Source organism: Stenotrophomonas sp. As-7 (genome assembly GCF_030291015.1).
GTDB lineage: Bacteria > Pseudomonadota > Gammaproteobacteria > Xanthomonadales > Xanthomonadaceae > Stenotrophomonas > Stenotrophomonas lactitubi.
In genome coordinates, this window is record NZ_CP127405.1 from 1,937,747 (window position 1) to 1,951,660 (window position 13,914).

At 65.8% G+C, this 13,914-nt stretch carries 10 protein-coding genes and 1 pseudogene; 3 read left to right on the forward strand and 8 right to left on the reverse strand.

Features of this window, described 5'->3' with window-relative positions; all coding sequences use genetic code 11:
• Positions 1–9 precede the first annotated feature (9 nt).
• The gene (locus QP457_RS09155) at positions 10–405 is read right to left on the reverse strand and encodes a c-type cytochrome (RefSeq protein WP_089240512.1); all 396 of its coding nucleotides are present in this window, start codon (positions 403–405) and stop codon (positions 10–12) included.
• A gap of 205 nt (positions 406–610) precedes the next feature.
• Here QP457_RS09155 and QP457_RS09160 point away from each other — a divergent pair, with 205 nt between their 5' ends.
• From QP457_RS09160 to QP457_RS09170, 3 genes and pseudogenes are all read left to right on the forward strand, one after another.
• On the forward strand, positions 611–1,762 hold the full coding sequence (locus tag QP457_RS09160; RefSeq protein WP_205406399.1) for an efflux RND transporter periplasmic adaptor subunit: 1,152 nt from the start codon (positions 611–613) through the stop codon (positions 1,760–1,762).
• A gap of 62 nt (positions 1,763–1,824) precedes the next feature.
• Positions 1,825–5,280, forward strand: a pseudogene (locus QP457_RS09165) (efflux RND transporter permease subunit); the annotation flags it as partial.
• Positions 5,277–8,366, forward strand: a complete 3,090-nt coding sequence (locus QP457_RS09170) for an efflux RND transporter permease subunit (protein WP_205406401.1) — start codon at positions 5,277–5,279, stop codon at positions 8,364–8,366. The pseudogene QP457_RS09165 and the gene QP457_RS09170, both read left to right, overlap by 4 nt.
• Positions 8,367–8,447: 81 nt before the next feature.
• Here QP457_RS09170 and QP457_RS09175 read toward each other — a convergent pair whose 3' ends face one another.
• The 7 genes from QP457_RS09175 to ykgO form a co-directional block, all read right to left on the reverse strand.
• Positions 8,448–9,293 carry a phytanoyl-CoA dioxygenase family protein gene (locus QP457_RS09175; RefSeq protein ID WP_205406402.1) on the reverse strand — a complete coding sequence of 282 codons (846 nt, stop codon included), beginning with the start codon at positions 9,291–9,293 and terminating at the stop codon, positions 8,448–8,450.
• A 49-nt stretch (positions 9,294–9,342) separates the two neighbouring features.
• Entirely contained in the window at positions 9,343–10,575 is a 1,233-nt protein-coding gene (locus tag QP457_RS09180) for a TraB/GumN family protein (RefSeq protein WP_205406403.1), read from the reverse strand.
• Positions 10,568–11,098 (reverse strand): GNAT family N-acetyltransferase, encoded by a 531-nt coding sequence (locus QP457_RS09185; protein ID WP_099821257.1) that lies wholly within the window; start codon positions 11,096–11,098, stop codon positions 10,568–10,570. The genes QP457_RS09180 and QP457_RS09185 overlap by 8 nt, the downstream gene beginning before the upstream one ends.
• 14 nt (positions 11,099–11,112) lie before the next feature.
• Positions 11,113–12,000 carry a carbon-nitrogen hydrolase gene (locus tag QP457_RS09190; RefSeq protein WP_025875046.1) on the reverse strand — a complete coding sequence of 296 codons (888 nt, stop codon included), beginning with the start codon at positions 11,998–12,000 and terminating at the stop codon, positions 11,113–11,115.
• Between the two features lie 164 nt (positions 12,001–12,164).
• Positions 12,165–13,202 carry an agmatine deiminase family protein gene (locus tag QP457_RS09195; protein ID WP_205406404.1) on the reverse strand — a complete coding sequence of 346 codons (1,038 nt, stop codon included), beginning with the start codon at positions 13,200–13,202 and terminating at the stop codon, positions 12,165–12,167.
• A gap of 39 nt (positions 13,203–13,241) precedes the next feature.
• Positions 13,242–13,571: a hypothetical protein gene (locus QP457_RS09200; protein ID WP_089240526.1), complete on the reverse strand. Its 330-nt coding sequence runs from the start codon at positions 13,569–13,571 to the stop codon at positions 13,242–13,244.
• 146 nt (positions 13,572–13,717) lie between these two features.
• Positions 13,718–13,843: a type B 50S ribosomal protein L36 gene (ykgO, locus tag QP457_RS09205; RefSeq protein ID WP_005409283.1), complete on the reverse strand. Its 126-nt coding sequence runs from the start codon at positions 13,841–13,843 to the stop codon at positions 13,718–13,720.
• Positions 13,844–13,914 lie beyond the last annotated feature (71 nt).

The window sequence follows — 13,914 nt, forward strand, 5'->3', positions numbered from 1 at the left end:
GGGCGGGCCTTACTTGACGGTGGACAGGTAAACAGCGAGATCGGCGATCTCCTGTTCGCTGAAACTCATCGACTGCGCCTGCATCGTTGGATGCCGGCGCTTGCCCTGGCGGTACTCGGTCAGGGCCTGGGTCAGGTACTGCTGGGTCTGGCCACCGATCTTCGGTACCCGGTAACTGGGGTAGGCGTTCTTGTAACCGGTGATGCCGTGGCACCCCTGGCAGGTATAGGCCAGCACACGGCCATTGTCGAAACTGCCGGTGGGCGTGGCGGCCGCCGGCACAGGGGCCGTAGCCGGTGCCGGGGCGGGTGCTGCAGGAGCAGAAGCAGGAGCGGGCTGTGCGGCGGCCCCGAGGGGCAGGAGGACGGCCAGAGCGAGACAAGCGGCGAGCGGCTGCGGGCGCATGGTGTCTTTTCCGGGGATTCGGGTCTGGTCGTTCCGGCGTGGGGTACGGAACGACCCGAGTATAGCCTCAGGTTTCATCTAGCTGAAATGGGGTCGGCCCGACCGGCGGCGTGAAGACACCATGACCTTTGGGATATGGTGTTGCCGTGAAGTGGTGCATTACTTTGCTACCACACCTGCCCACGCATCCTCTAGGGATCTGACGATGTCGCACCAAACCTTCCTGCTCGGCCCCCGCAGCGGACTCTGCGCTGCCGCGCTGCTGCTCTCCACCTCCCTGCTGCTGAGCGGCTGCGCCGCTGGGCCCAACAACGAGGCCAAGGCGGCCGAGACCAAGGACGAGAAGAAGGTCGAGGCGGTGCCGGTGGAAGTGGCCGTGGCCAGCCATCGCGCGGTGGCCGCCAGCTACACCGGAACCGCAGCACTGGAGCCGCGCGCCGAATCGCAGGTGGTTGCCAAGACCTCGGGCGTTGCCTTGGCAGTGCTGGTCGAGGAAGGGCAGCGGGTCAGCGCCGGACAGCCGCTGGTTCGCCTGGATCCGGACCGCGCGCGCCTGGCCGTAGCGCAGAGCGAAGCGCAGATGCGCAAATTGGAAAACGACTATCAGCGTGCGCAGAAGCTGGTCGCCCAGCAGCTGGTCAGTGCGGCCAGCGTCGACCAGTTGCGCTACGACCTGGAAAACGTGCGCGCCCAGTACCGCCTGGCCACGCTGGAATTGTCGTACACCACCGTGGTCGCACCGATTTCCGGCGTGATCGCCTCGCGTTCGATCAAGACCGGCAACTTCGTGCAGATCAACACGCCGATCTTCCGCATCGTCGACAACTCGCGGCTGGAAGCCACCCTCAACGTGCCCGAGCGTGAGCTGGCGACGTTGCGCGCAGGCCAGCCGGTCACGTTGTCGGCCGATGCGCTGCCGGGCCAGACCTTCACCGGTGTCGTCGACCGCATCGCGCCAGTGGTCGATTCGGGCAGTGGCACCTTCCGTGTGGTCAGCGCCTTCGATGGCGCCGCGCAGTCGCTGCAGCCGGGCATGTTCGGCCGCATCCGCATCGACTACGACCAGCGTGCCGATGCGCTGGTGGTGCCGCGCCTGGCACTGCTGGACGATGGCGAGCCGGCGGTGTTCCGGGTGCGCGAGGGCAAGGTCGCGCGGGTGCCGGTCAAGCTCGGTTATGCCGAAGGACCGTGGGTGGAAATCCGTGAGGGCCTGGCCGCTGGCGACCAGATCGTCACCGCCGGCAAGGTCGCCCTGCGCGATGGCACGGCGGTGCAGGTGATCGCCGATCCGAAGGCCAAGGCAAAGACGGTAGCCACCTCGGCCAAGCCGGCAGAGAAGGCCGGGAGCACGCAATGACCGCGCCCGGCCACGACCCCGGTGCCTCGCCAGGGAGCGACGGCGCCGCCGCAGGCATGCGTGGCGGCCTGGTGGAGTTCGCCACCCGCCGTCGCGTCACCATCGCCATGTGCACGGTCACCCTGCTGCTGTTCGGCCTGATCGCGCTGGGCAACCTCAAGGTCAACCTGCTGCCCGACCTGAGCTATCCGACGCTGACCGTGCGCACCGAGTACACCGGTGCGGCGCCGACTGAAATCGAAACCCTGATCACCCAGCCGGTTGAAGAAGCCGTCGGCGTGGTCAAGAACCTGCGCAAGCTGAAGTCGGTGTCGCGCACCGGCCAGAGTGATGTGGTGCTCGAGTTCGCCTGGGGCACCAACATGGACCAGGCCAGCCTGGAAGTGCGCGACAAGATGGAAGCGCTGAACCTGCCCCTGGAAGCCAAGGCGCCGGTGCTGCTGCGCTTCAATCCCTCCACCGAGCCGATCATGCGCCTGGTGCTGTCGACCAAGGCCGCGCCTGCGACCGACGAAGAAGCGATCCGTGAACTGACCGGTCTGCGCCGCTATGCCGATGAAGACCTGAAGAAGAAGCTGGAGCCGGTCACCGGCGTGGCGGCGGTCAAGGTCGGCGGTGGCCTGGAAGACGAGATCCAGGTTGACATCGACCAGCAGAAACTGGCCCAGCTCAACCTGCCGATCGACACCGTCATCAAGCGCCTGAAGGAAGAGAACATCAACATTTCCGGCGGGCGCCTGGAGGAGGGCTCGCAGCGCTTCCTGGTGCGTACCGTCAACCAGTTCGCTGATCTGGAAGAGATCCGCAACCTGCTGGTCACGACCCAGTCCGCCAACGGCAGCGCGGCCGATTCGGCGCTGCAGCAGATGTTCAACATCGCTGCCTCGACCGGCTCGGCTGCGGCGGTTGCTGCTGCATCGGCCGCGCAGAGCGCTTCGTCGGGCGGTGCGTCCAGCGTGGTCGCCAACGGTGTGCCGGTGCGCCTTAAGGACGTGGCCACCGTGCGCCAGGGCTACAAGGAACGCGAAGCGGTCATCCGCCTGGGCGGCAAGGAGTCGGTCGAACTGGCGATCTACAAGGAAGGCGATGCCAATACCGTTGCCACCGCCGAGGCGCTGCGCAAGCGCCTTGAGCAGATCAAGGCAACGTTCCCGGCCGATGCCGAACTGACCACCATCGAAGACCAGTCGCGCTTCATCGAGCACGCCATCGCCGACGTCAAGAAGGACGCAGTGATCGGTGGCCTGCTGGCGATCCTGATCATCTTCCTGTTCCTGCGCGATGGCTGGAGCACGTTCGTGATCAGCCTGTCGTTGCCGGTCTCGATCATCGCCACGTTCTTCTTCATGGGCCAGCTCGGGCTGAGCTTGAACGTGATGTCGCTGGGCGGCCTGGCACTGGCCACGGGCCTGGTGGTGGATGACTCGATCGTGGTGCTGGAGAGCATCGCCAAGGCGCGCGAACGCGGCCTCGGCATCCTGCAGGCGGCCATCGCCGGTACCCGCGAAGTGAGCATGGCCGTGGTCGCTTCGACCCTGACCACCATCGCGGTGTTCCTGCCGTTGGTGTTCGTCGACGGCATCGCCGGCCAGCTGTTCCGCGACCAGGCGCTGACCGTGGCCATCGCCATCGCGATCTCGCTGCTGGTGTCGATGACCCTGATTCCGATGCTGAGCTCGCTGAAGGGCCGGCCGCCGCTGGCATTCCCGGAGGAAGCTGCGGCCGAGCCGTGGCAGCCGCAGAGCCGCTGGCAGAAGCCGGTCGCGCTCGGCCGTCGTGGTGTGATGGCAACGATGCGCTGGAGCTTCTACGCGCTGGCGTGGCTGGTGGTGCGCCTCTGCCGCGGCGTGGCTGCGGTGGTCGGCCCGGTGATGCGGAAGGCCAGCGACATCGCGATGAAGCCGTACGCCGGTGCCGAGCGCGGCTACCTGCGGTTGCTGCCCGGCGCGCTGGCCCACCCCGGCAAGGTGCTGGGCCTGGCCGCACTGGCGTTCGTCGGCACGATGGCACTGGTGCCGATGCTCGGCGCCGACCTGATCCCGCAGCTGGCGCAGGACCGTTTCGAAATGACGGTGAAGCTGCCGGCGGGCACGCCGCTGAAGCAGACCGATGCGCTGGTGCGCGAGCTTCAGTTGGCACACGGCAAGGGTGAAGGCGTGGCATCGCTGTACGGCGTCAGCGGCAGCGGTACCCGCCTGGATGCCAGCCCGACCGAAAGTGGAGAGAACATCGGCAAGCTGACCATCGTGATGGAAGGCGGCGGCAATCCGCAGACCGAAGCGGAGATCACCGAGCGCCTGCGCGACACCATGGGTCAGCACCCGGGTGCGCAGGTGGACTTCGCGCGGCCGGCATTGTTCAGCTTCTCCACGCCGCTGGAGATCGAACTGCGCGGCCAGGACATGGCCACCCTGGAAGTGGCGGGCCAGCGCCTGGCGGCGCTGCTGCGTGGCAACGCGCACTACGCCGACGTCAAGTCGACCGTGGAAGAGGGCTTCCCGGAAATCCAGATCCGCTTCGACCAGGAGCGTGCCGGTGCGCTGGGCCTGACCACCCGCCAGATCGCCGACGTGGTGGTGAAGAAGGTGCGCGGCGATGTGGCCACCCGCTACAGCTTCCGTGACCGCAAGATCGACGTGCTGGTGCGCGCACAGGAAACCGACCGTGCCAGTGTGGAGAGCATCCGCCGCTTGATCGTCAATCCGGGCAGCACCCGTCCGGTCACCCTGGACGCAGTGGCTGATGTGGTCGCCACCACCGGCCCGAGCGAGATCCATCGCGCCGACCAGACCCGGGTTGCCGTGGTCTCGGCCAACCTGCGCGACATCGACCTTGGCGCGGCCATGCGCGAAGTGCAGCAGATGGTGTCCGAACAGCCGTTGGGCGCCGGCGTGGGCCTGCACATCGGTGGCCAGGGTGAGGAACTGGCACAGGCAGCGAAGTCGCTGATCTTCGCCTTCGGCCTGGCGATCTTCCTCGTCTACCTGGTGATGGCCTCGCAGTTCGAATCGCTGCTGCATCCGTTCGTGATCCTGTTCACCATCCCGCTGGCGCTGGTGGGCGCGATCCTGGCACTGATGCTGACCGGCAAGCCGATCTCGGTGGTGGTGTTCATCGGCCTGATCCTGCTGGTCGGTCTGGTCACCAAGAACGCGATCATCCTGATCGACAAGGTCAACCAGCTGCGCGAGGCCGGCGTGGCCAAGCACGAGGCGCTGGTGGAAGGCGCCCGCTCGCGCCTGCGGCCGATCATCATGACCACGCTGTGCACGCTGTTCGGCTTCCTGCCGCTGGCGGTGGCAATGGGCGAGGGCGCCGAGGTGCGCGCACCGATGGCGATCACCGTGATCGGTGGCCTGCTGGTGTCGACGCTGTTGACCCTGCTGGTGATCCCGGTGGTGTACGACCTGATGGATCGGCGCGGTGATGCCTACTACCGCGAACGTGGCCGCAAGCATGCCGGTGAGGGCCTGCGCGGCGCCGAGGGCAGTGCAGCGGGCGCGGAGGAACCGGCATGAGCATTGCCGAGTTCTCCATCCGTCGGCCGGTCACCACCATCATGTGTTTCGTGTCGCTGGTGGTGGTCGGACTGATCGCCTCGTTCCGGCTGCCACTGGAAGCGCTGCCGGACATCTCCGCACCGTTCCTGTTCGTGCAGATTCCGTATACCGGCTCCACACCCGAAGAAGTCGAGCGGACCATCATCCGCCCGGTGGAGGAGTCGCTGGCGACGATGACCGGGATCAAGCGCATGCGCTCCTCGGCGACGTCCGAAGCCGCGTCGATCTTCATCGAGTTCAGCGACTGGGATCGTGATATCGCCATCGCTGCTTCCGACGCGCGCGAGCGTATCGATGCGATCCGCAGCGATCTGCCCGACGACGTGCAGCGCTACAACGTGTTCAAGTGGTCCAGCAGCGACCAACCGGTGCTGAAGGTGCGCCTGGCCAGTACCACCGACCTGACCACCGCCTACGACATGCTCGACCGCGAGTTCAAGCGGCGTATCGAACGGATTCCGGGCGTGGCCCGGGTCGAGATCACCGGCGCGCCGCCGAACGAGGTGGAGATCGCGATTGATCCGAACCGCCTGAACGCCCACGGCCTGAGCATCAACGAGCTGAGTGATCGCCTGCGCACGCTGAACTTCTCGATCTCGGCCGGGCAGATCGATGACAACGGCCAGCGCGTACGCGTGCAGCCGGTGGGCGAGATCACCGACCTGCAGGAAATGCGTGATCTGGTCATCAATGCCAAGGGCCTGCGCCTGGGTGACATTGCCGACGTGCGGCTGAAGCCGGCGCGGATGAGCTACGGCCGCCGCCTGGATGGCAATCCTGCCGTCGGCCTGGACATCTACAAGGAACGCAGCGCCAACCTGGTGGACGTCTCACGCGGCGCGCTTGCCGAGGTTGAAGCGATCCGCGCGCAGGACTCGATGCGCGACGTGCAGATCAAGGTGATCGACAACCAGGGCAAGGCGGTGACCTCATCCCTGCTGGAGTTGGCCGAGGCCGGCGGCGTTGGCCTGATCCTGTCGGTGACGGTGCTGTTCTTCTTCCTGCGCCACTGGCCGTCCACGCTGATGGTGACGCTGGCCATTCCAATCTGCTTCACCATCACCCTCGGCTTCATGTACTTCGCCGGCGTCACGCTCAACATCCTGACCATGATGGGCCTGCTGCTGGCCGTGGGCATGCTGGTCGACAACGCCGTGGTGGTGGTCGAGAGCATTTACCAGGAACGCGAGCGGCTGCCGGACCAGCCACGCCTGGCCTCGATCATCGGCACCCGCAACGTTGCCATCGCGCTCAGTGCCGGCACCTTGTGCCACTGCATCGTGTTCGTGCCCAACCTGTTCGGCGAAACCAACAACATCAGCATCTTCATGGCGCAGATCGCGATCACCATCTCGGTCTCGCTGCTGGCCTCGTGGCTGGTGGCGGTCAGCCTGATCCCGATGCTGTCCGCACGCATGGCCACGCCGAAGCTGGTGCATTCGCAGACCGGCGTGATCGCGCGCCTGCAGCGCAGATACGCGCAACTGCTGGACTGGTCGCTGCGCCATCGTGGCTGGAGCCTGCTGGGCATCCTGCTGGTGGTGCTGGTCAGCCTGGTGCCGATGAAACTGACCAAGATCGACATGTTCGGTGGTGATGGTGGCAAGGACATCTTCATCGGCTACATGTGGAAGGGCGCCTACACCTACCGGCAGATGTCCGAGGAAGTGGCCCGCGTCGAAGCCTGGGTCGAGGAGAACCGCGAGCGCCTGCACGTGCAGCAGGTCTATTCCTGGTACAGCGAACAGGAAGGCAGTTCGACCGTCGTCACTCTGGACGAGAAGTACGCCAAGGACATCAAGGCGCTGCAGGAGGAGCTGCGCAAGGGCCTGCCGAAGTCTGCCCGTACCGACTACTTCGTCGGCAACCAGGGCGGTGATGGTGGCGGCGGTGGCGGCAACCAGGGCGTGCAGGTACAGCTGGTCGGCGACTCCAGTGCCATGCTGCAGGAGATCGGCCAGGAAGTGCTGCCGCTGCTGGCCCAGCGCGCCGAGCTGCGCGATGTGCGCATCGACAATGGCGAGAAGGGCGGCGAGCTGAAGGTACACGTCGACCGCGAGCGTGCAGCGGCGTTCGGATTCAATGCCGAGCAGGTGGCCAGTTTCGTCGGCCTGGCGCTGCGTGGCGCGCCGATGCGCGAGTTCCGTCGTGGTGACAACGAAGTGCCGGTGTGGGTGCGCTTTGCCGGTGCCGAACAAAGCAGTCCCGAAGACCTCGCAGGCTTCAGCGTACGCACCGGTGATGGCCGCAGCGTGCCGCTGCTGAGCCTGGTCAGCGTCGATGTGGGTTCATCGGCGACCCAGATCGGTCGCACCAACCGCCAGACCACGCTGACCATCAAGGCCAACCTCGCAGAGAAGGTCACCGCGCCGGACGGCCGCAAGGCCATGGAAGCAGTGCTCAAGCCGATGAACTTCCCGGCCGGCTACGGCTTCACCTTCGACGGCGGTGACTACGGTGATGACAACGAGGCGATGCAGCAGATGGTGTTCAACCTGCTGATCGCGCTGGTGATGATCTACGTCGTGATGGCCGCGGTGTTCGAATCGCTGCTGTTCCCGGCGGCGATCATGAGCGGCGTGCTGTTCTCGATCTTCGGCGTGTTCTGGCTGTTCTGGATCACCGGCACCTCGTTCGGGATCATGTCCTTCATCGGCATCCTGGTGCTGATGGGCGTGGTGGTGAACAACGGCATCGTGATGATCGAGCACATCAACAATCTGCGCCGGGGCGGGATGGGGCGTACCCAGGCGCTGGTCGAAGGCTCGCGCGAGCGTCTGCGCCCGATCATGATGACCATGGGCACGGCGATCCTGGCGATGGTGCCGATCTCGCTGACCGATACGCAGATGTTCGGCAACGGGCCGGAGTACTCGCCGATGGCGCGTGCAATTGCCGGTGGCCTGGCCTTCTCCACTGTGGTCAGCCTGCTGTTCCTGCCGACGATCTACGCGGTGCTGGATGACCTGCGCAATGCGGTGGTGCGCCTGATCCAGCGCGCCCGTGGGCTGGAGAGGGTAGAGCCGGGCGCTGCCCGGCTGTAATGCACGACACAACGTGTTTGTGGTGGGGGGAGACCGGTCGTAGTGGGGCGGTCTCCCCCGTTTTTTTGTTCGCGGGCCGGGTCAGGCCTTGCGCAGGAACCAGGTGCGACGCGTGTATTCGTGGCCGAAGTCGACATGCCTGAACCGCGCGATCTCACGTGGACCACGCCGGTAGTAGCGCCAGGGCGCCTTCTCTGCCGGACGGGTCTGGCCATAGAAGACATCCATGTGGCCCACGGGCATCGACTTCGGTGTCACGTGCATGACCACGCTGCGACGAGTGCCGGCCGATGGGTGCGGGGCGCCGCCATGGAACAGCTGCGGGTGCCAGACGATCACGTCACCCGGCTGCACGTGCACTGCCTCCGGTTGCAGCCCAGCATCTTCGCACTGGCGTGCTACCGCGTCCTGATACGCCGTCCAGCCTTCCGGAGACATCGCGCTGACCGGGCCGTCGCCGAAGACTTTGCGGCGCAGTGCCTGCACATCGATGGGTGGTAGCAGGTGGCTGCGCGGAACCACGCGCAGCGGGCCATTGCTGTCATCAACTGCGTCCAGTGCCGTCCACACGCCCATGTAGCGTTCACCCGGGGAAGTGCAGAACACCGGCGTATCGCGGTGCAACGACTGTTCCGATCCGCGCTCGTAGTAGAGGCTGGTGTAGAGCGTGGTGGGCTCGCCGAAGAAGCGGTCACAGACATCGATGGCCGGGTTGTCGGTAAGCAGGCGCGTCATCGCATCCACCACCAGGTGCAGATTGACAACCCGATACAAGCGTTGGTGATCGTCAAGGTTGCGCGACACCGACTTGGGATTGCGCTGCTTGAAGCGCGCGATGCGCTCGTTGATGTCTTCCACCAGCGCGGGCGCGATGGCCTGGCGCACCACCACGAATCCATCGCGCATCAGCGCATCGTATGCATCCATCGCTGTATTCCTTCCTTAAATGTCGACTATAGCCATGCGTGGCCAGACGTTACCCCGCCACCTTGCTCCACACCTTGCCTGCAGTCAGCCACAGGCCCAGCATGCTGCCCAGGTTGGTCAGCATGAAGGTCAGCACCACGCGGGTGACGCGGTTGCGGTACCAGCCCTTCAACGACTGCGCGTCATCACGCAGCTTGAGGAAATCCTCGTAGGTCGGCTTGCGCAGGCGTGCCTCCACCAGTGCCGCGAACGCACCGGTGGGGATGCTCAGGCGGAACGGCTTGAACGGCGCCACCACGATCGCGGTGAGGATACTCAGCGGGTGGCTGCCGGCCACCAGGCAGCCCAGGCCGGCCAGACCGCCGGTATACATCGCCCAGGTCGCCAGCAGCTCGGTGCCCACGCCCAGTCCACCACGATAGAAGCCGACACCGATGCCGGTGGCCACGATGGCGAGGATCGCCAAGGTGAACCACGGGATGTTGCGCTTCTTCGGCACCGCTTCCAGCTGCTCGCGCAACGGCGCGGGCGCCTCGGTATCGGTTTCCAGGTAACGCGCCAGGCCGGCCAGGTGACCGGCACCGACCACCGCCAGCACTTCGCGCTGTTGCGGATCATGAGCTTCACGCAGACGTGTCGCCATGTAGCGGTCGCGCTCGCCGATGATCGTTTCGTACAGGGCCGGGCTCTCGCTGGCGAACTCGCCGAAGCTCGATTCCAGCATGTCACCCTGCTTCAGCTTCTCGATCTCGTCTTCGCCGACATCCTCGGACGAGAACAGGCCGGCGCCGAGGCCGGCCACCAGCTTCAGCTTGCCGAAGAAGCCCAGTCGCTGCGAAGCGCGGCGGAACGTCAGGCCCACTTCGCGGTCGATCAGGTGCACCGGCAGATTGCGCTCGCGCGCCAGGTCCACGGCACGCTTCAGTTCCGCGCCCGGTTCGATGCCGAGCTGTTCGGCCAGTCGACGCTGGTAGGCAGACAGCGCGAGGTTGGCCGCGAACAACGCGACGCGGCCCTTGCGGATCACTTCCACCAGGTCCAGTTTGGCCAGCGTGTCCGGGTCGCTCAGTGCCTGCAGGCGCTGCGGGTCCAGCTCGACGGCCACCGCATCGAAACGGCCGCTGTCGATGGCTTTTTCCACTGCCTCGACGCTGGCATGGGAGACGTGGGCAGTGCCCAGCAGGGTGTAGCGCACGCCATCGCGTTCGACCACGCGTACGGGCTGGCCGGCGAACAGATCGTCGCCGGTTTCGGGAAGGGTTTCGGTCATGGAATCATTCATTGGAAGGAGCGGAATCGGCGCCATCGCCGAGCGCGCGCTGCATCTGCACGGTGTCCAGCCAGCGGCCGTGCTTGCGGCCGAGGCCACGGAACACGCCCACCAGCTGGAAACCGAAGCGTTCGTGCAGCTTGATGGAGGCGGTGTTGGTCGGCTCGCCGATCACCGCCACCATCTGTCGATGGCCGCGCGCGGTGCAGGCATCGATCAGTGCCTGCAGCAGGCTGGTGCCGACGCCACGGCCCTGGAAACGGGCATCGACGTAGACCGAGTTCTCAACGGTCCACTGGTAGGCGATGCGCGTGCGGTAGGTGTTGGCATACGCGTAGCCGGCAACCTGGCCGTCGACCTCGGCCACCAGATAGGGGAAGCCGCGGTCGATGATGTCGCGCATGCGGCGCAGCATCTCGGCCTGGTCGGGAATGTCGTACTCGTAGGTGTTGACGAAGTCGGTCACTTCCACCGCGTAGATCGCAGTGATCGCAGCAATGTCGGCAGGGCCGGCATCACGGATGAGTACGGCCATGCGCGGGCTCCGGGTCAGTCGATGTAGCGCTTGAGCAGATCGCCGTAGGCGTCGATGCGACGATCGCGCAGGAACGGCCAGATGCGGCGCACGTGCTCGCTGCGTTGCAGGTCAACCTCACACATCAGGATCGTCGCGTCGGTGCCGGCTTCGGCCAGGAACTCGCCCTGCGGGCCCAGCACGTGGCTGTTGCCCCAGAACTGGATGCCCGAGGCGCCCAGCGGCGACGCTTCATGACCCACGCGGTTGCAGCTGAGCACCGGCACGCCGTTGGCCACGGCATGGCCACGGTGGCTCAGCACCCAGGCGTCGCGCTGGCGGGTCTTCTCGTCCTGCACGTCATCCGGGTCCCAGCCGATCGCGGTGGGGTAGAGCAGCAGTTCCGCACCGGCCAGCGCCATCAGGCGCGCCGCTTCCGGGTACCACTGGTCCCAGCACACCAGCACGCCAAGGCGGCCGACCGAGGTGTCGATCGGCTTGAAGCCGATGTCGCCTGGGGTGAAGTAGAACTTCTCGTAGAAACCCGGGTCGTCCGGAATGTGCATCTTGCGGTACTTGCCCAGCAACGTACCGTCTTTTTCGAAGACCACGGCGGTGTTGTGGTACAGGCCGGCAGCGCGGCGCTCGAACAGCGAGCCGACCAGCACCACGCCGTGCTTCTTCGCCAGCGCGCCCAGGCGCTCGGTGCTCGGGCCCGGAATCGGCTCGGCCAGGTCGAATTCATCGACCGATTCGTGCTGGCAGAAGTAGGGGCCGTTGTGCAGTTCCTGCAGCAGCACCAACTTCGCGCCCTGTGCCGCAGCGTCGGCAACACGCGCTTCGATCACCGCCAGGTTGGCGGCGGCATCACCGTGGTTGCGCTCCTGGATCAGGGCGACGGTAAGAGGGCTGCGCGAGTTCATGCGGGGCGATCCTGCGGGGGAAAACCCGCATGTTAACGCGGATGCGGCATGACAGCGTGTTGGCTGCTGAATGGTGCATGCAACCGGTAGCCGCCGGTCCATGCCCGGCGGATTCTGCAGATGCCGCTGCGCTCGCCGGGCATGGCCCGGCGCTACCGCGTGGATTACGCCTTCAACAGCCCCGCGGGCAGCTGCATGGTGATGCAGTGCAGGCTGCCGTTCTGCCAGATCAGCGAGCGGCAGGGCACCTGCACGATCTCGCGGCCCGGATGGGCCTGTGCCAGCACATCGCGGGCCAGGTCGTCGGCCGGGTCGCCATAGGCCGGCATCAGCACCGCACCGTTGACGATGAGGTAATTGGCATACGAAGCAGCCAGGCGGCGGCCTTCATCGATTACCGGCTTTGCCCACGGCAACGGGAACAGGCGGTACGGCTGGCCGTCGCGCGTGCGCAGTGCGGCCAGCTCGGCACCCATCGCCTGCAGTTCGGCGTAGTGCGAATCGCTGGCGTCGTCGCAGGCCTGGTAGACGATGCTGTCGGCCGAGGCGAAGCGGGCGAGGGTGTCGATATGGGCGTCGGTGTCGTCGCCTTCCAGATAGCCATGATCCAGCCACAGCACGCGTTCCTGCTGCAACCAGTTCCCCAGATCGGCGCTCAGGCTGTCGCGGTCACGGTCGGGATGGCGTTCGTGCAGGCACTTCCAGGTGGTCAGCAGGGTGCCTTCACCATCGGTCTCGATGCCGCCGCCTTCCAGTGCGAACGGAATGCTGCGCACCGTCGCGTCGTTGAACACGCCGGCCTGGTCGAGCACGCCGACCAGCTGGTCATCGAGGGTGGCATCGAACTTGCCGCCCCAGCCGGTGAAGCGGAAGTCCAGCAGCTGGAAGCTGCCGTCGGCGCGGCGCAGGGTGATCGGGCCCGAATCACGCAGCCAGGTATCGTCGTACGCGGCGGTGGTGAAGTGGACCTTGTCCATGTCGATGCGGTTGGAGCGCAGCCGCATCTCGGCATAGGTCTCCACGTCATCGTCGGCCACGCAGATCAGCACCGGCTGGAAGCGGGTGATCGCCGCAACCAGGGCGATGTAGGTCTCTTCCACCTGGCCCAGGCGCTCGGCCCAGTCGGTGTCGGCGGTGGGCCAGGCAATCAGGACGCCGCTCTGGGCTTCCCATTCGGCAGGAAAACGAAGGGTCTGGTTCATGGTCTCGCTACACGCGCCCGCCGGTGGCGGGCATGGGGGTCAACGGATCGGCGGCTTGGGGCCGATTTCGTTCGGATCCGCCTGGTTTGCCACCACGTCGATCACCTTCTGCTTCTCGAAGTAGACGGTGAACTGCGGGTACACCCAGCGGTGGATGGTCGGCCATTGCCGTTTCTGTCCGCCGCGCGGCTGCAGCTGCTCTGCCGGCGCGCCGAACTGGGACTGCACCTGCTGCATGCTCTGGCCGCGGACGGGCAGGGCGCCGGCCGGCTTTTCGCGGGCGCGGTCGACAAGCAGGGTATCGGCCAGCGCCGGGGTGGCGGCAGCCAGGGTGGCCAGTACGGCCAGGGTGCACAGGTAACGCGTCATCTCGATCTACTCCCCAGTGGTCAAGAACAGCGATTACAGCAAAAACGGCAGGAAAAAACCGCATAAACAAAAAACCGCCCGAAGGCGGCTTTTTGCATCGGGTCGGCCCCGCGTGGGGCCAGCCGCGGTCACAAGGACCGTTGGGCTTAGCGCTGACGCGCCTTGAAACGCGGGTTCGACTTGCAGATGACGAAGATCTTGCCACGACGACGCACGACCTTGCAGTCACGGTGACGGGCCTTCGCCGACTTCAGGGAGGACAGAACTTTCATGGCATACCTCGGCGTAAACAGTAGTTGTTCGGGTGGAGCGTGGCCGCGATATGCGAAAGACAATCGGCAGT

What these genes read in the sequence shown, in the direction of transcription:
- QP457_RS09155 (WP_089240512.1), bottom strand. Translation starts at nt 405, where the DNA reads ATGCGCCCGCAGCCGCTCGCCGCTTGTCTCGCTCTGGCCGTCCTCCTG.
- QP457_RS09160 (WP_205406399.1), top strand. Translation starts at nt 611, where the DNA reads ATGTCGCACCAAACCTTCCTGCTCGGCCCCCGCAGCGGACTCTGCGCT.
- QP457_RS09170 (WP_205406401.1), top strand. Translation starts at nt 5,277, where the DNA reads ATGAGCATTGCCGAGTTCTCCATCCGTCGGCCGGTCACCACCATCATG.
- QP457_RS09175 (WP_205406402.1), bottom strand. Translation starts at nt 9,293, where the DNA reads ATGGATGCATACGATGCGCTGATGCGCGATGGATTCGTGGTGGTGCGC.
- QP457_RS09180 (WP_205406403.1), bottom strand. Translation starts at nt 10,575, where the DNA reads ATGAATGATTCCATGACCGAAACCCTTCCCGAAACCGGCGACGATCTG.
- QP457_RS09185 (WP_099821257.1), bottom strand. Translation starts at nt 11,098, where the DNA reads ATGGCCGTACTCATCCGTGATGCCGGCCCTGCCGACATTGCTGCGATC.
- QP457_RS09190 (WP_025875046.1), bottom strand. Translation starts at nt 12,000, where the DNA reads ATGAACTCGCGCAGCCCTCTTACCGTCGCCCTGATCCAGGAGCGCAAC.
- QP457_RS09195 (WP_205406404.1), bottom strand. Translation starts at nt 13,202, where the DNA reads ATGAACCAGACCCTTCGTTTTCCTGCCGAATGGGAAGCCCAGAGCGGC.
- QP457_RS09200 (WP_089240526.1), bottom strand. Translation starts at nt 13,571, where the DNA reads ATGACGCGTTACCTGTGCACCCTGGCCGTACTGGCCACCCTGGCTGCC.
- ykgO (WP_005409283.1), bottom strand. Translation starts at nt 13,843, where the DNA reads ATGAAAGTTCTGTCCTCCCTGAAGTCGGCGAAGGCCCGTCACCGTGAC.